The organism is Cupriavidus sp. CuC1 (assembly GCF_044627735.1).
Classification (GTDB): Bacteria; Pseudomonadota; Gammaproteobacteria; order Burkholderiales; family Burkholderiaceae; genus Cupriavidus; species Cupriavidus ulmosensis.
Genome location: NZ_JBIUHC010000013.1, coordinates 30,814 through 46,801, shown reverse-complemented (window position 1 = coordinate 46,801; position 15,988 = coordinate 30,814). Strand labels below are relative to the sequence as shown.

Genomic DNA, 15,988 nt, shown 5'->3' with positions numbered 1-15,988 from the left:
TCGCCGGCCTTGGGGCGAACCCATGCTTCGCGCGAAAACGGCGAAGCGTAGGGCCGCTGGCAAGCGTGATCGCGCTGTGCGCTTGAAGTGCGCGCAAGGCGATGGCGTTTGCCGTTCATGGCTGGCAAGCCGGGGGAGGGACTAGTCCGGGACGAAGCGGCGCGCGCGGCGGCGGCCGTCAGGGGCACGGAAGAACACTCACCCGCAGTATGTGCTGCGGGCGAGTCCGACGAGGCGGTGGAGCGGGATTAGCCGGCTCCGGCGGTCGTCGTTACGCAGCCCGCAGTGACATGGCATTCGGTGCGATCGCAATCTGGCTGCGGCAACACGAACACCCGATGCTACTGCCCACGTAGTTTCTCCGGGATTATGATGGCCGCGAGTGTAGCCCAACGAGGGGGGCTTGTTAAGTGAAATCTGGGTGAAGGCAGGCGCCGGCGCGCGGGGCTCCCGTCATGCCGTGCGCGGCCCTTCGCGCCAGCGCCGAAGCAGCGGCGCGAGCAGCACCGAGGCCAGCGCGGCGAACATCAGCACGATGGCGGTGTAGTCCTGCCAGTGCGGCTGCTCGCCCAGCATCCACATGCCGGAAAACACCCCGACCACTGGAATGAACATCATCGACAGGCCCGACACCACCGGCGGCAGCCTGCGCGCCAGCATGAACCACACAAGGTGGCAAAAGGCAAACACCACTACCGCGTTATAGGCGATCGCGCCCCATTCCACGGCGTTCGGCAGGCGCCAGCCCTGCTCGAGGAGCAGCGTGCCGAGCAGCAGGAAGGGCAGGGTGACCACCAGCATCCAGAAGGTCAGCACACCGACCGGCAGCTCGGTCTTGCTGCGCTTCACCATCTGCGTGCCGAAGCCCCAGCCCGCCGCCGCGGCCAGCATCAGCAGCGTGCCGCCGGGGCTGCCGGCCAGCGCCGCGATCTCGCCGGACAGCAGCAGGACCGTGCCGGCCAGCGCGCAGGCAATGCCGATCCAGGCCGCCGCGCCGATGCGCTCGCGAAACAGCGCCAGGCCCCAGACCACGGCCCAGATCGGCATGGTGTAGCCGAGGATGGCGGCGCGCCCGGATGACAGCATCTTGACGGCGCAGATGGCCAGCAGGTGCCAGATCACCATATTGGGAATCGCCAGCTTGATCACGGTCGGCCACTGCCCGGGCGGCATGCGCAGCGATTCGCCGCGCAGGCGCAAGGCCAGGCCCAGCGCCAGCACGCCGCCGGCCATGCAGAGCAGGCGAAACCCCATGGCCGGGAAGTGCGCCACGCCGAGTTTCATGATGGGCCAGTTGATGCCCCAGGCAAGGGTGAGGATGACGAGCAGCACCAGGCTGCGGCGATTGAGATGCATTGGCGGGGCGGCGGCTGTGTGCGACGCCGCTCTTTGTATCGAGGAAGAACGGCAGAAGATAGCACGCAGCGGGTAAAATCGCAGGAACGACTGTTGCCGCGGGGGAGCGCCGACCCGGCTTGACAAGCCCGGCGCACAGCCGACGCGGCCGACCCAGATTAGCGAGCATCCCATGACCTTCACCGAGCAGCTGGCTGCAGCCTGGCAGCGCAACGATTCCCTCCTTTGCGTCGGGCTGGATCCCGACCCGGGCAAGCTGCCCCTGTCCATGACGGGCACGGGCGGCGCGATCTTCTCCTTTTGCCGCGAGATCGTCGACGCCACCGCCGACGTGGTCTGCGCCTTCAAGCCGCAGATCGCCTATTTTGCGGCGCAGCGCGCCGAAGACCAGCTCGAGCAGCTGATCGCCTATATCCATGACGCCCATCCCGGGATTCCCGTGATCCTGGACGCCAAGCGCGGCGACATCGGCTCGACCGCGCAGCAATACGCCATCGAGGCCTTCGAGCGTTACCGGGCCGATGCGGTCACGGTCAATCCCTATATGGGCCTGGATTCGCTCGAGCCGTACCTGGCCTATCCGGATCGCGGCGTGATCGTGCTGTGCCGCACGTCCAATCCCGGCGGCTCCGACGTGCAATTCCTGCCGGTGGACGGCAAGCCCGTGTACCAGGTGGTGGCCGAGGCGGCCGCCACACGCTGGAATACCAATGGGCAGATGGCGCTGGTGGTGGGGGCGACCTTCCCCGCTGAGATTGCCAAGGTGCGTGAGATCGTGGGCGACATGCCGCTGCTGATCCCCGGCATCGGCGCTCAGGGCGGCGACATCGAGGCCACCGTGCGCGCCGGGCGCACCGGCGCTGGCGCCGGCATGATGATCAATTCGTCGCGCGCCATCCTCTATGCCAGCCGCGAGAAGGATTTCGCGGCCGCTGCGCGCAACGTCGCGCTGCAGACGCGTGAAACCATCAACCGCTTCCGGCAGGGCTGAGCCGCCGCATTGGCGGCGGCCTTGCCGCCGCCACGCGTGACTGAGGTTTCAGGCCTCGTTGCGGACCAGCTCGAGCAGGCCGCGGATGGCGTATTCCGCGGCCTGGCGGCGGATCTGCTGCCGGTCGCCGCGAAAACGCTGCGTTTCCATCTTGGTGGTGATGCGGTTGCTCCAGCCGAAGCACACCATGCCCACGGGCTTTTCCGGCGTGCCGCCGGTCGGGCCGGCCACGCCGGTGATCGATAGCGCCACCTGGGCGCGGCTGTTGAGCAGAGCCCCTTCGGCCATGGCGCGCGCCACTTCCTCGCTGACCGCGCCATGGTCGCGGATCAGCTTGGCCGGCACACCCAGCATGGTCGACTTGGCCTCGTTCGAGTATGTGACGAAGCCCCGCTCGAACCACCCTGACGAGCCCGACACATCCGTAATGGCCGCGGCCACCAGGCCGCCCGTGCAGGACTCCGCCGTGGCGAGCAACAGCGACTTCTCGCTCAGGGAAATTCCGACCTGGACGGCGAGTTGGTCGAGCAAGCGGCTGACGAGCATGATGGCGGTTCAGTAGTTAGGGTTGGGGGAGCGGCGGATCACAGCGAACGCCACAGGGCGAACACCAGCAGCGTGTAGAAGGCGGCCATGATGTCGTCGAACATCACGCCGAAGCTGCCGCGCAGGCCGGGCCCCTTGAGCTTACGGTCGAGATGCCCGATGGGCGCCGGCTTGACGATGTCGAACAGGCGGAACCACAGGAATGCCGCAAGCTGGCCCCAGAACCCGGTTGGCATGACGAAGGCCATGACCAGCCAGAACGCGACGATCTCGTCCCAGACCATGCTGCCGTGATCAAACACGCCCATGTCGCGCGCGGTGCGCGCGCACGCCCAGAGCCCCAGCACAAAGCCGCCGACGATCAGCCACAGCCAGGTTTCCGGCTGCACCCACATTGAGATCACCAGGTAGGACACCCATGCATACAGCGTGCCGACCGTGCCCGGCCCGACTGGCGACAGTCCCGAGCCGAAGCCCAGTGCGACCAGGTGAGCGGGGTGCGAGAGCATGAAACGCGCCGTGGGGCGCGTGACCTTGGCGGCCTGGCCGGCTTCCAGGGTCAGGGCGGGATCGTGCGCGGTAGGCCCGGGCGGATTGGCGGACATCAGGGGTTGGCTCGTCTGGTTCGGATGGAGATTATCCCGGACAGCGTGTCCGGACAGGGTCTGGCGCCCCGCATGGCTGCATGATGACACGGCGCACGCACGCTTGTCAGGGGGAAGCGAAGTGGTCGAAGCTGGTGCCGTTGTAAGCGCTCGGGTTGCCGTCGCGGTCAACCAGTCGCAGGCCGGCCTCGGGCGTGATGGCGCCGACACGCGTCACCGCCAGCCCGAGCCGCGCGCCGATGGCGGCAATATGGTCGCGCTCGCCCACGGGGGCGGTAAAGCAGAGTTCGTAGTCGTCGCCGCCGGCCAGCGTGCATTCCAGCTGGCGCGCCTGCGGCTGGCTGGCCAGCACCGTCGAGCGCGGCAGGGCGTCGACATCGAGCAGGGCGCCGACCTGGGAGCGCTCCAGGATATGGCCGAGGTCGCCGACCAGGCCATCGGATATGTCGAGTGCCGCATGCGCCACGCCACGAAGCGCCATACCCAGCGCGATGCGCGGCGTGGGCGTCTCCATGCGCGGGCGCACCTGGCTGAAGTCCGGCTCGGGCAGCAGCCATTCGCCACGGAAGTCGCCCAGCGCCAGGCGGGCGTCGCCGAGCGTGCCGGAAATCCAGATATCGTCGCCGGGGCGTGCGGCATCGCGTCGCAGCGCCTTATGCACGGGTACGTCGCCGAACACCGTCAGGCTCAGCGTGAGCGGGCCGCGCGTGGTGTCGCCGCCGATCAGCTCGCAGCCGTGCGCGTCAGCCAGTTCCAGCATGCCAGCAGCCAGTTCGGACAGCCAGGCCGCTTGCGCGTCGGGCAGCGCCAGCGCCAGCGTGAAGGCGCGGGGCTCGGCGCCCATGGCCGCCAGGTCGGACAGATTGACCGCCAGCGCCTTGTGGCCAAGTGAGCGCGGCGCCACGTCCGGAAAGAAATGCCGCCCGCTGACCAGCATGTCGGTGCTGATGGCAAGGTGGTGGCCGGGACGCCCTTCAATCAGCGCGCAATCGTCACCCACGCCCAATACCGCCGTGCGTGCGGGCCGGGTAAAGAAACGGCGGATCAGGTCGAACTCGGAGAGCTGGGCGCTGGAGGAATCGGGCATGAAGGGGTCGGGGCGGCGGAGAGTCTGCGAAGGGCCAGGGAAACCTCGCCGGGTCGCGGCCGCTGCGGGTTTCGCCCTGCTGTTCAGCGCAGGCGGCATGCGGCATATTGTACCGAAACGCAAAGGTGCCTCGCGCAAAACGCTTATTGTGAAATAATATTTCACAATATAAAATGCGAGGTTCCAAAGGAAGAGACCGCGGGTACGTGGAGCCGACCCGCCATTTCGTGTCCCATACGTGATTAACGGCTCCACCGACCGGAAGATGCGCCGATGACCAGTCCCCAGCAGCCCACGCCCCAAGACGACCTGAAGCAGCAGCAGCGTGAGGCGCTGCGCAAAGCTGCCCTGGAATATCACGAGTTTCCGACCCCGGGCAAGATCTCCGTCACGCCGACCAAGCCGCTGTCCAACCAGCGCGACCTGGCCCTGGCCTACTCGCCGGGCGTTGCCGCCGCGTGCGAGGAAATCGTGGCCGATCCGGCCAACTCCTTTCGCTACACCGCACGCGGCAACCTGGTTGGCGTGATCACCAATGGCACCGCCGTGCTGGGCCTGGGCGATATCGGCCCGGCGGCTTCCAAGCCGGTGATGGAAGGCAAGGCCGGCCTGTTCAAGAAGTTCGCCGGCATCGACGTGTTCGACATCGAGCTCGATGAGAAGGACCCCGAGAAGCTGGTGCAGATCATCGCCGCGCTCGAGCCCACCTTCGGCGGCATCAACCTGGAAGACATCAAGGCGCCGGAGTGCTTCTACGTCGAGCGCAAGCTGCGCGAGCGCATGAAGATTCCCGTCTTCCACGATGACCAGCATGGCACCGCCATCGTGGTCGGCGCGGCCGTGGTCAATGGCCTGACCGTGGTCGGCAAAGATATCAGCAAGGTCAAGCTGGTGGCTTCCGGCGCCGGCGCCGCGGCGCTGGCCTGCCTGGACCTGCTGCTGGACCTGGGCATGAAGCTCGAGAACATCTGGGTGACCGACCTGGCTGGCGTGGTCTACGAAGGCCGCACCGAGCTGATGGACCCGGAAAAGGCGCGTTTCTCGCAAAAGACCGACAAGCGCAAGCTGGCCGAAGTGATCGACGGCGCCGATATTTTCCTGGGCCTGTCCGCCGCTGGCGTGCTCAAGCAGGACATGGTCCAGCGCATGGCCGACAAGCCGCTGGTGCTGGCCCTGGCCAACCCCAACCCGGAAATCCTGCCGGAGCTGGCCAAGGAAGTGCGCCCGGACGCGGTGATCGCCACCGGCCGTACCGACTACCCGAACCAGGTCAACAACGTCCTGTGCTTCCCGTTCATCTTCCGCGGCGCGCTGGACTGCGGCGCGACCACCATCACGCGTGAGATGGAAGTCGCCGCGGCGCATGCGATCGCGGAACTGGCGCGCCAGGAACAGAGCGACATCGTTGCCACCGCCTATGGCATCCAGGACCTGTCCTTCGGCCCTGAGTACCTGATTCCCAAGCCCTTCGACCCGCGCCTGATCGTCAAGATCGCGCCGGCGGTGGCCGAGGCCGCCATGAAGTCCGGCGTGGCTGCGCGCCCGATCAAGGACATGGACGCGTACCGTCTGCAGCTGCAGCAGTTCGTGTACCACTCCGGCACCCTGATGAAGCCGATCTACGCGGCTGCCCGCCAGGTCGACATGGAGAAGAAGCGCATCGTCTTCGCCGAGGGCGAGGAAGAGCGCGTGCTGCGCGCGGTGCAGGTGATCGTCGACGAAAAGCTGGCCAACCCGATCCTGGTCGGCCGCCCGGCCGTCATCGCCCACCGCATCGAGCGCTTTGGCCTGCGCCTGCGCGGCGGCATCGACTTCACCGTGGTCAACCCGGAACACGACGCACGCTTCCGCGACTACTCCGAGGCGTACTTCAAGATGATGGCCCGCCAGGGCGTCACGCAGCAGTACGCCAAGCTGGAAATGCGCCGCCGCACCACCTTGATCGGCGCCATGCTGGTCAAGCAGGGCGAGGCCGACGGCATGGTCTGCGGCACGGTCAGCACCACCGCCGCCCACCTGCGCTACATCGACCAGGTGCTGGGTGGCTCCAACGAGGTGTACGCCGCGATGAACGGGCTGGTCCTGCCGGGCCGCCAGATCTTCCTGGTCGACACCCACGTCAACATCGACCCGACCGCCGGCCAACTGGCCGCGATCACCCTGATGGCCGCGGAAGAGCTCAAGCGCTTCGGCATCGTCCCCAAGGTGGCGCTGGTGTCGCACTCGAACTTCGGCACCTCCGAAGCGCCGTCGGCGCAGAAGATGCGTGAAACGCTGGCGATCCTGCGCGAGCGTGCCCCGGATCTCGAGGTGGATGGCGAGATGCACGGCGATTGCGCGCTGGACCCGAAGCTGCGTGACACGCTGGTGCCGGACGGCACCCTCAAGGGCGAGGCCAACCTGCTGGTGTGCCCGAACATCGACGCCGCCAACATCGCCTACAACCTGCTCAAGGTCGCGGCGGGCAACAATGTGGCGATCGGGCCGATCCTGCTTGGCGTCAAGGCGCCTGTCCACATCCTGACGCCTTCGGCCACGGTGCGGCGTATCGTCAATATGACGTCGCTGGTAGTGGTGGACGCGGCAGCCAAGCGCTAAACCGCCGTCAGTCTTCAAAAGCCGGGCTTGCCCGGCTTTTTTATCGCCTTTTTACTGCCGCCGGCACCGCGTCAGTGTGTGCACACATTTGTTTAACATGTTGAAACAATTGAGGTTTTCCACTCTGCCAGGGGGCGGGGATTGATTATTTATTAGCATGGGCGTAACCTTATGCCTTTGAAGTACGCGCTCGTTACACGCGCGACGAAGCTGTCGATTTACGCGCAGGCCGTCCGGGGCGCAAGCAAAATAGGCAGTTTAGGTGGCGCGGCAACCGCGCAGCGGCGCCGGGATCATTTTGTTGGTGTCCTCAAATCAAGACAAGCAACGTGGGTTCCCAGATTCCTTTGACGCAGCGCGCATCACAATGGATTTCAGTCGCCGGTCTGGCGCGAGCAGCAAGCCGGGTGTTGGCAGGCGTGGCATTGTCGTGCGCGCTGGCGCAGCCGGTGCTGGCACGCCAGGCGACCGATGACGGCACGGGAACCATCGCGGTACAACAGTTGCCCAACGAGGCACAGTCCACGTTGGAGCGGATCGAAGCGGGTGGCCCGTTTCCCTACGCCAAGGATGGCTCGAGGTTCGGCAACTACGAGAGCGCCTTGCCGCAAAGGTCGCGCAATTATTACCGCGAATACACGGTGAAGACAAACAGCCGAAATCGAGGAGCACGACGGATCGTATGTGGCGGTGATCAACGCGCCACCAACGACTGTTACTACACGGACGACCACTACAACAGTTTCAAACGGATAGCCAAATGATGACTGACATTTTCGGATTGGGCGACGCCCTTGCCGCCCGCGAAGAGCGCGGCGCCGGAGATGGCTGGCAGCGGGCCCAGACCCAGGCCCAGAATCTTTACGACAACGTGTTGACGATGCCCCGCAACGAGCTCTCGCAACAAACGCCGCTCGCACCCGTTCCCGCAGCCGGCACTGACGGCAGCCAAGAGGGAGCCATGAACCTGTTCAAGACGGTGCGTCCAAACATCGTCCAGTCGATCCGCGCGTTTCGCGTGCCCGAACTAGCCCAGGCCGCGGCGGAGCTGGGCCAGCATTTCCTGTACGCGAACTGTGCGCACTGCCAGAGCAAGGCGGAAGTGCTGGAAACCATCGCCACCAACTTCCTCTTTCCCAAGCATTTCGGCAAGAATTTCGATGCGCTGGCCGATTGCCTGACCGACCTGATTCACAAGGCGGGCGCGCAGCCCGGTTTCGTGATCGTGCTCGAAGGCCTGCCGATTGCGCAGAAGTTCGACAAGGAAGGGCGCGAGGTCTTGCTCGATGTGTTCCGCGATGCGGCCGAGTTCTGGGCCGAGCGCAAGGTGCAGTTCCGCGTGTTCTACTCCTTCGCCTGAGCGCCAGCCGCCCGCAGCGAAGACAGCAAGATTGAAAAGGCCCGCTAGCAGCGGGCCTTTTGCTTTGCCGGCAGGGCGCGGGGTTACGCCGCCGGCGGTATCTCGCCTTGCGGCGTCAGCTTGTCGATCAGCTCCGGCAGTCCTTCGCTGAGATGGGCTGCGACATCCTCTTGGGACAGGCCCGTCTTTTCGGCCAGGCTCTCCAGCGCGCCGGTGCCGCCGAGTGCGCTGGCCAGCGCGGACGGCGAGACCGCCTGGTTGGCGCCGGTGCCGATCCACGAGTTGACCTGCTCGCCCAGGCCGGCCTGGGCCAGGACCTGCTGCAAGGCCCCGATGCCGCCTGCCGCCGCGCCCAGCGCGGGTGCGGCGCCGGCCTGGCCCTGGCCACCCAGCAGCCCGCCGAGCAATCCGCCCAGATCCAGGCCGCCTGGTGCGCCACCGGCCGCGCCGCCGCCCATCAGCCCGCCGAGCAGTCCGCCAAGCCCGCCGAGGCCACCTGCGCTGGCGGCCGGATCGGCCGGATCATGCTCCGCCCCGGGGCTGCCTTCGGCGCCTTTGTGGCGCATGGCCAGCATGGCCAGCAGGCCTAGCGCCATCATCATCTTCGGGTTCAGGCCGCCAGCGCCCGCTTCGCCGCTGCCGCGTTGCCCGAACACTCCGCCCAGCACGCTATCGAGTAGTCCCATGATCGACTCCTTCCGGTGAAAGTGGCGCCGGGCCGGGATGGCCCGGGTGCCGTCAAAATCCGCCCAGTACCGCGTTGAGCGTGGCCAGGCAAGCAAGCCCGGCTGTCTCTGTACGCAAGATGCGCGGCCCGAGTGACACGCCCGTGAATCCGGCGCGCAGCGCCGCTGCTTCCTCGTCCGGCGCCAGCCCGCCTTCGGGCCCGATCAGCAGCGTGACGCCGCTGTCCAGCAGCGCATTGCGCTGCTCGGTGGCAAACGATACCAGCGACTGCGGGGCCCGCGGCGATACCAGCAGCCGTGCCCCTTGGGCCGCTGCCGGCTTCGCCTGCAGGCCCAGCCACGATTCCAAGTTAGCGACCGGCGCGACCTCCGGCAAGCGATTGCGCCCACATTGCTCGCATGCGGCCTCGACCAGCGCCTGCCAGTGCGTGTGGCGCTTTTGCGCCCGCTCCGCCGAGAGCCGGACCACCGAGCGGGCCGCCTGCAGGGGCTGGATGGCGGCGACGCCAAGCTCGACGGATTTCTCGATCAGCCAGTCCATCTTGTCGCCGCCCGCCAGCCCCTGCGCCAGCGTGACGCGGAACGGCGGCTCGGCCTCGAACGGATCGTGGCTGCCGATCCGCGCCAGCGCATGGCGCTTGCCGATATCGACCAGGGTAGCCGCATGGCTGCCGCCGCGTCCGTCGAACAGGGTGATGTCGTCGCCCGGGTTGAGCCGCAGCACCTGGACATGGCGCACCACAGCCTCGGGCAGTGGCATGTCGGTCTCGGCGGCCAACGCGGCATCGATAAAAAAGCGAGGCGGCATCAGGCGGATCCGTCCTCGTTCTTGCCGGCAGCTTTGGCCAGCGGCTTGCCAAAGCCCCAGCGGTAACCGTCGGGATCTTCGACCATGCAGTAGCGGTCGCCCCAGAACTGGTCGGCGGGCGCCATCAGGCTGATCGCGCCGGCGGCGACGGCGCGCGCGTGCATGGCATCGACGTCGTCGCAGTAGACGTAGAACGTCTGCGGGCATTCGACGCCGAGCGAGCGGGGCGCGCGCGCGGTGCTGCCCCAGGCGCCTTCGGGCGCGAACATCACGACGAGCTCGCCCTGGTAGTGCATCTCGGCGTGGGTCGGCACACCGTTTTCGTCGACCACGTTCCCCGCGCTGAAACCGAAGGCGCGGTGGTAGAAGTCGAGCGCGCTGCGCCCGTTGCCCACCGTCAGGTAGGGGGTGAGCCAGGGGGTGTTGGCCGGTCTTGTCATGATCGTCTCCTGGTTACGGGAAGCCGCGCGGGGCTTGCCGTGGCGGCAAGACTCGCGGTGCGAATGAGCATCTTACGCGGGTGCGCCGGCGCTGTCGAAAAGCGCCTGCAGGTGCAGGGGCAGGGCGAACAAGGCAGGATGGAGCGCTGCGTGGTAGCAGCGCAGCTTGCGATCGAGCTTCCAGGCGCGCAGCCGCTCGTCGAGTTGCGCGGAGTCGGCGCCGCGCACATCGAGGCTGTCGCTGGCCAGCGCGATGGCCCATTGCGCGCCATAGACGGGGATGAAAGCGGTGATGGGCTGGACATGCGCAAAGCACTGCTGCAAGCGCGCGGCGAGCACGCGCACTGAATCGGGGTGGTGCTCCGGCGGGCCAAGGTGCACGGACAGCGCGCCGCCGGGCGCCAGGCAGCGCCGGGCGGTTTGCAGGCCGTGGGCGGAGAAGAGCGCCGCCGCCGGGCTGCCGTCGTCGGCCTCGGTCAAATCGAATACGATCAGGTCGAACTGCCGCCCCGCGCGCCCAAAGGCTTCCATCAAGCCGAGCGCGTCGCCGATGGCGAGGTGCACGCGCGGATCGTCGAAGGCACCCTGGTGGATGCCATCGAGCCAGGCCCGGGCCAGCGTCACGACATCGGGGTCGAGTTCGGCCACCACCACCTCGCGCATGAAGGGCAGGCGCAGCAATTCATGCGCCGAGCCGCCGTCGCCGCCACCCACCACCAGCGCGCAGCGCGCCGCACCATGGGCCACGGCCATGGGGTGCACCATCAGCTCGTGCTGGATGAAGGCGTCCGCTTCCGCGCTCATGACGCGGCCATCGAGGCGGAAGATCCGGCCAAAGCGGGGATGCTCGCCAATCTCGATTTGCTGGTACGGCGAGCGCACTGCCGCGAGCAGCCGAATCTGGCCCAAGGTGGTGCCAACGCCGGGGGAAAGCCATTCAGTCCATTGCAGATGGCCGCCAGGCGGGGCCGCCGGGTGGCCGAACTCCCCCCTTTGATCTGGTAAAATTCCGCTTTTCCCGCCGCCAGGTTCCCGCCGCATGTCTCACCTCGCTCATCCCGCCGCCAGTCCGCACGCTTCGCAGCCCATCCAACTCATGGCCAACGCCATCCGCGTCCTGGCCATGGACGCCGTCCAGCAGGCCAATTCAGGCCACCCCGGCATGCCGATGGGCATGGCGGATATCGCGGTTGCGCTGTGGGGCCGTCATCTGAAGCATAACCCGAGCAACCCCGAGTGGGCTGACCGCGACCGCTTCGTGCTGTCCAACGGCCACGGCTCGATGCTGCTTTACGCGCTGCTGCACCTGACCGGCTACGACCTGCCCCTGGCCGAGCTGAAGAACTTCCGCCAGATGCACAGCAAGACGGCTGGCCACCCGGAATACGGCATCACCCCGGGCGTGGAAACCACCACCGGCCCGTTGGGCCAGGGCCTGACCAACGCGGTCGGCATGGCGCTGGCCGAGCGCCTGCTGGGCGAGGAATTCAACCGCCCCGGCTTCGACATCGTCAACCACCACACCTATGTGTTCCTGGGCGACGGCTGCCTGATGGAAGGCATCAGCCACGAGGCCTGCTCGCTGGCCGGCACGCTGAAGCTGAACAAGCTGGTCGCGCTGTGGGACGACAACGGCATCTCGATCGATGGCGACGTGGTGCACTGGTTCGCCGACGACACCCCGAAGCGTTTCGAAGCCTACGGCTGGAATGTCATCCGCGCGGTGGACGGCCATGACGCCGCCGCCGTCGACGCCGCCATCGCCGAAGCCAAGTACAGCGACCGCCCGACCCTGATCTGCTGCCGTACCCTGATCGGCAAGGGCGCGCCCAACAAGGAAGGCGGCCACGATGTGCATGGCGCGCCGCTTGGTGGTGCCGAAATCCTGGCCACGCGCGAGGCGCTGGGCTGGGCCCACGCCCCGTTCGAGCTGCCGGCCGAAGTCTATACGGCATGGGATGCCAAGGCCCGCGGCGGTTCGCTGGAAAAGGCCTGGAACGCCCTGTTCGAGGCTTATGCCGAGCGCTTCCCGTACGAAGCCGGCGAATTCCAGCGCCGCATGCGCGGCGAGCTGCCCGGCGCGTTCGACGCTGCCGTGGACGCGTTCCTGGCCAAGTGCGAGGAAAAGGCGGAAACCATCGCCACCCGCAAGGCCAGCCAGAACACCATCGAGGCGCTCGCGCCGGTGCTGCCGGAATTCCTGGGCGGCTCGGCCGACCTGACCGGCTCCAACCTGACCAACTGGTCGGGCAGCAAGGCCGTGCGCGGCGATGCCTGGGGCACCCACATCAACTACGGCGTGCGCGAGTTCGGCATGAGCGCCATCATGAACGGCATCACGCTGCATGGTGGCTACATCCCTTATGGCGGCACGTTCCTGACCTTCTCCGACTACAGCCGCAATGCCCTGCGCATGGCGGCGCTGATGAAGATCCGCACGCTGTTCGTGTTCACCCACGACTCCATCGGCCTGGGCGAGGACGGCCCGACCCACCAGTCGATCGAGCACGTCGCCAGCCTGCGCCTGATCCCCAACATGGATGTGTGGCGTACCGCCGACACTACCGAAACCGCGGTGGCCTGGGCCCAGTCCGTGCGCCGCGAGAACGGCCCGAGCTGCCTGATCTTCAGCCGCCAGAACCTGCCGTTCCAGAAGCGTGACGACACCACCCGCGCCAATATCGCGCGCGGCGGCTACGTGCTGCGCGACGGCACCAACGCCAAGACCGGCCGCCCGGACGCCGTGATCATCGCCACCGGCTCGGAAGTCGGCCTGGCCGTGGGCGCCGCTGATCAACTGGCTGCCGACGGCGTGCACGTGCGGGTGGTCTCGGTGCCGGCAACCACGGTATTCGACAAGCAGGACGCCGCCTACAAGGCATCGGTGCTGCCGGCCGGCGTGCCGCGCGTGGCGGTGGAAGCCGGTGTGACGGATTTCTGGTGGAAGTACCAGGTCCAGGCCGTGGTGGGCATCGACACCTTCGGCGAATCGGCTCCCGCTGGCGTATTGTTCAAGCACTTCGGCTTCACGGTCGAGAACGTCGTGCGCACCGTGCGCGACACAATCGGCCAGTAACAGGCATTCCCGGGCCCGCGCAGCGGTCGACTCGGCCGCGCGGGCCGGCAGACGCTTTCCCGCATCCATCGATCGTTAGCCTACTCAGGAGATAAACATGACCATCAAGATCGGCATCAACGGCTTCGGCCGCATCGGGCGCATGGTGTTCCGCGCAGCCGCCGCCAACTTCAAGGAAATCGAAGTGGTCGGCATCAACGACCTGCTCGAGCCCGACTACCTGGCCTACATGCTGAAGTACGACTCGGTGCACGGCCGCTTCGACGGCGAGGTGTCGGTCGACGGCAACACCCTGATCGTCAACGGCAAGAAGATCCGCCTGACCGCCGTCAAGGATCCGTCCGAGCTGAAGTGGGGCGAGATCGGCGCCGACGTGGTGATCGAGTCCACCGGCATCTTCCTGACCAAGGAAGGCGCGCAGAAGCACATCGACGCGGGCGCCAGGAAGGTGATCATGTCGGCCCCGTCCAAGGACGACACCCCGATGTTCGTGTACGGCGTGAACCACGGCACGTACAAGGGCGAAGCGATCATCTCCAACGCCAGCTGCACCACCAACTGCCTGGCGCCGGTCGCCAAGGTGCTCAACGACAAGTGGGGCATCAAGCGTGGCCTGATGACCACCGTGCACGCCACCACCGCCACGCAAAAGACCGTCGACGGCCCGTCCAACAAGGACTGGCGCGGTGGCCGCGGCATCCTGGAAAACATCATTCCGTCGAGCACTGGCGCTGCTAAGGCCGTGGGCGTGGTGATTCCTGAGCTGAACAAGAAGCTGACCGGCATGTCGTTCCGCGTGCCGACCTCCGACGTGTCGGTGGTCGACCTGACCGTCGAGCTGGAAAAGGGTGCTACCTACGCCGAGATCTGCGCCGAAATGAAGGCACAGAGCCAGGGCGCGCTCAAGGGCGTGCTGGGTTACACCGAAGACAAGGTGGTTGCCACGGATTTCCGCGGCGATGCACGCACCTCGATCTTCGACGCCGAAGCCGGCATCGCGCTGGACTCGACCTTCGTCAAGATCGTGAGCTGGTACGACAACGAGTGGGGCTATTCCAACAAGGTGCTGGAAATGGCTCGCGTCGTCGCCAAGTAAGCTTGCCTGGATAGGTTGGTTTGCGCACGGAACAAAGCGGCATTCCCTGGAATGCCGCTTTGTCGTCTGCCTGCAACTCCAGCTATCGGCAGCCTAGGCAAGCCTTCCGCCAGGATCCCGGCGCAAGGACAAAGACCGGCACGGTGCTAGGGGCGGGCGCGGAATTCCTGTTCCGTTCCCGACTTTGCTCTTACACTGTGAAAGTGCTGGATATACAGATGCGCAGCCAATGCAAGTGACGATACGGTCATTCCCAATTCCCAATCCAACCTGGGTGAGATCATGGTGAATGTGGATACCAAGCTGCTCGTGATTTTTACCGAGCTGCTCAGCAAGCGAAACGCGACCTATGTCGCGGAAAAAATGCATATGACCGCACCCGCGGTTTCGCATTCGCTGGGTCGCCTGCGCGAGATTTTCGACGATCCCCTTTTCATCCGCGTGCCGCACGGCCTGACGCCGACGCCGCGGGCCCTGGAACTGGGGCCGAAGATTCGCGACATGCTGGACCTGTGGTCCTCGATCAACGAGGGCGACGCCGATAATTTCGACCCCGCCGTCGCTACCGGCACCCTCAACATCGGCTTTGCCGCCGAGTTGGGCGATACGGTCTTCAACCGCTTCATCCTGCGCATCAAGCAACTGGCGCCGGAGTTGCATATCAAGCTGGTCGAATCCCATTCCTGGGAGTCGGATGTTGCCGCCATGCGTGGCAACGAACTGGACCTGGCGTTCTCGCCGTTCCCGACCCGGCATCCCGAAATCGTGGAAGAGATGGTTACCTCGCTCAACCTCTGGGTTTGCGCGCGGAAAAACCATCCGGTGCTCAAGGGCACTTGCACGCTGGAACAGTATCTCGACTGCGGCCACATCTTCATGGCGCATTCGGGCGGCAACGGCCGTCCGGCACCGTCGCTGATCCCGCTGGACTATGCCTTGCAGCAGCGCGGCCTCAAGCGCAATGCGACGTTGACGGTGCATTCCTGGCGCGCGCAGTCGGAACTGGCCGCGCAGACCGACATGATCTTCACGGTCAATGCGCTGACCAAGGACATGGCTTGCGAGACCTACGGCCTCAAGGCCTTCCCCTTGCCGGCGGAACTCAATACCACGCTGGGCCTGAACATGTTCTGGCACCGCAGCCGCAATACCCATCCAATGCTGGTGTGGGCACGCGGGCTGTTCCGCCAGGTCGTGGGCGAATTCGTCGGCGTGCCGGCGGTTGCGCGTGGCCTGCACATCGTTGCCGAGCACGATCAGCTGGAATCGTGAGGCAGGCTTGCAATAAAAAAACCGGCGCTGGCGCCGGTTTTTTTATGCTCGCGGGGAAATCGCGGCT

At 66.2% G+C, this 15,988-nt stretch carries 15 protein-coding genes; 7 read left to right on the top strand and 8 right to left on the bottom strand.

The features are described from left to right. Positions 1-453 precede the first annotated feature (453 nt). Positions 454-1,356 (bottom strand): DMT family transporter, encoded by a 903-nt coding sequence (locus ACGLHR_RS08180; RefSeq protein WP_400093129.1) that lies wholly within the window; start codon positions 1,354-1,356, stop codon positions 454-456. A gap of 172 nt (positions 1,357-1,528) precedes the next feature. Between ACGLHR_RS08180 and pyrF the strand changes: the two genes are divergently transcribed. Then, positions 1,529-2,347, top strand: coding sequence for an orotidine-5'-phosphate decarboxylase (pyrF, locus tag ACGLHR_RS08175; RefSeq protein ID WP_267604420.1), 819 nt, complete (start codon positions 1,529-1,531; stop codon positions 2,345-2,347). Between the two features lie 48 nt (positions 2,348-2,395). Here pyrF and ACGLHR_RS08170 read toward each other — a convergent pair whose 3' ends face one another. From ACGLHR_RS08170 to thiL, 3 genes are all read right to left on the bottom strand, one after another. Then, on the bottom strand, positions 2,396-2,893 hold the full coding sequence (locus tag ACGLHR_RS08170; protein WP_400093127.1) for a CinA family protein: 498 nt from the start codon (positions 2,891-2,893) through the stop codon (positions 2,396-2,398). A 38-nt stretch (positions 2,894-2,931) separates the two neighbouring features. Next, entirely contained in the window at positions 2,932-3,498 is a 567-nt protein-coding gene (locus tag ACGLHR_RS08165) for a phosphatidylglycerophosphatase A (protein WP_400093126.1), read from the bottom strand. A gap of 106 nt (positions 3,499-3,604) precedes the next feature. Next, positions 3,605-4,585 carry a thiamine-phosphate kinase gene (thiL, locus tag ACGLHR_RS08160; RefSeq protein ID WP_400093125.1) on the bottom strand — a complete coding sequence of 327 codons (981 nt, stop codon included), beginning with the start codon at positions 4,583-4,585 and terminating at the stop codon, positions 3,605-3,607. A 273-nt stretch (positions 4,586-4,858) separates the two neighbouring features. Here thiL and ACGLHR_RS08155 point away from each other — a divergent pair, with 273 nt between their 5' ends. The 3 genes from ACGLHR_RS08155 (at position 4,859) to ACGLHR_RS08145 (ending at position 8,543) form a co-directional block, all read left to right on the top strand. Continuing rightward, the gene (locus ACGLHR_RS08155) at positions 4,859-7,183 is read left to right on the top strand and encodes an NADP-dependent malic enzyme (RefSeq protein WP_267604415.1); all 2,325 of its coding nucleotides are present in this window, start codon (positions 4,859-4,861) and stop codon (positions 7,181-7,183) included. A gap of 407 nt (positions 7,184-7,590) precedes the next feature. After that, complete coding sequence (locus tag ACGLHR_RS08150) at positions 7,591-7,947, top strand: ribonuclease (protein ID WP_400093196.1); 357 nt, start codon at positions 7,591-7,593, stop codon at positions 7,945-7,947. Further along, positions 7,944-8,543 carry a barstar family protein gene (locus tag ACGLHR_RS08145; RefSeq protein ID WP_267604414.1) on the top strand — a complete coding sequence of 200 codons (600 nt, stop codon included), beginning with the start codon at positions 7,944-7,946 and terminating at the stop codon, positions 8,541-8,543. Before ACGLHR_RS08150 ends, ACGLHR_RS08145 begins: the two co-directional genes overlap by 4 nt. A gap of 83 nt (positions 8,544-8,626) precedes the next feature. On the opposite strand, the gene ACGLHR_RS08140 is transcribed toward ACGLHR_RS08145, so the two are convergent. The 4 genes from ACGLHR_RS08140 to ACGLHR_RS08125 all read right to left on the bottom strand — a co-directional run bounded on the left by ACGLHR_RS08140 (position 8,627) and on the right by ACGLHR_RS08125 (position 11,386). Continuing rightward, the gene (locus tag ACGLHR_RS08140) at positions 8,627-9,229 is read right to left on the bottom strand and encodes a YidB family protein (RefSeq protein ID WP_318230856.1); all 603 of its coding nucleotides are present in this window, start codon (positions 9,227-9,229) and stop codon (positions 8,627-8,629) included. Between the two features lie 52 nt (positions 9,230-9,281). Beyond that, on the bottom strand, positions 9,282-10,037 hold the full coding sequence (locus ACGLHR_RS08135; RefSeq protein WP_400093123.1) for a 16S rRNA (uracil(1498)-N(3))-methyltransferase: 756 nt from the start codon (positions 10,035-10,037) through the stop codon (positions 9,282-9,284). After that, positions 10,037-10,477 carry a glyoxalase/bleomycin resistance/extradiol dioxygenase family protein gene (locus ACGLHR_RS08130; RefSeq protein WP_267604410.1) on the bottom strand — a complete coding sequence of 147 codons (441 nt, stop codon included), beginning with the start codon at positions 10,475-10,477 and terminating at the stop codon, positions 10,037-10,039. Before ACGLHR_RS08130 ends, ACGLHR_RS08135 begins: the two co-directional genes overlap by 1 nt. Positions 10,478-10,549: 72 nt before the next feature. After that, positions 10,550-11,386 (bottom strand): spermidine synthase, encoded by an 837-nt coding sequence (locus ACGLHR_RS08125; protein ID WP_400093122.1) that lies wholly within the window; start codon positions 11,384-11,386, stop codon positions 10,550-10,552. A gap of 130 nt (positions 11,387-11,516) precedes the next feature. Between ACGLHR_RS08125 and tkt the strand changes: the two genes are divergently transcribed. From tkt to ACGLHR_RS08110, 3 genes are all read left to right on the top strand, one after another. Beyond that, complete coding sequence (gene tkt / locus ACGLHR_RS08120; RefSeq protein WP_400093121.1) at positions 11,517-13,553, top strand: transketolase; 2,037 nt, start codon at positions 11,517-11,519, stop codon at positions 13,551-13,553. 97 nt (positions 13,554-13,650) lie between these two features. Continuing rightward, positions 13,651-14,649 (top strand): type I glyceraldehyde-3-phosphate dehydrogenase, encoded by a 999-nt coding sequence (gene gap / locus ACGLHR_RS08115; protein ID WP_174422980.1) that lies wholly within the window; start codon positions 13,651-13,653, stop codon positions 14,647-14,649. A gap of 282 nt (positions 14,650-14,931) precedes the next feature. Further along, entirely contained in the window at positions 14,932-15,921 is a 990-nt protein-coding gene (locus ACGLHR_RS08110) for a LysR family transcriptional regulator (protein ID WP_267604407.1), read from the top strand. The last annotated feature ends 67 nt before the right edge of the window (positions 15,922-15,988 follow it).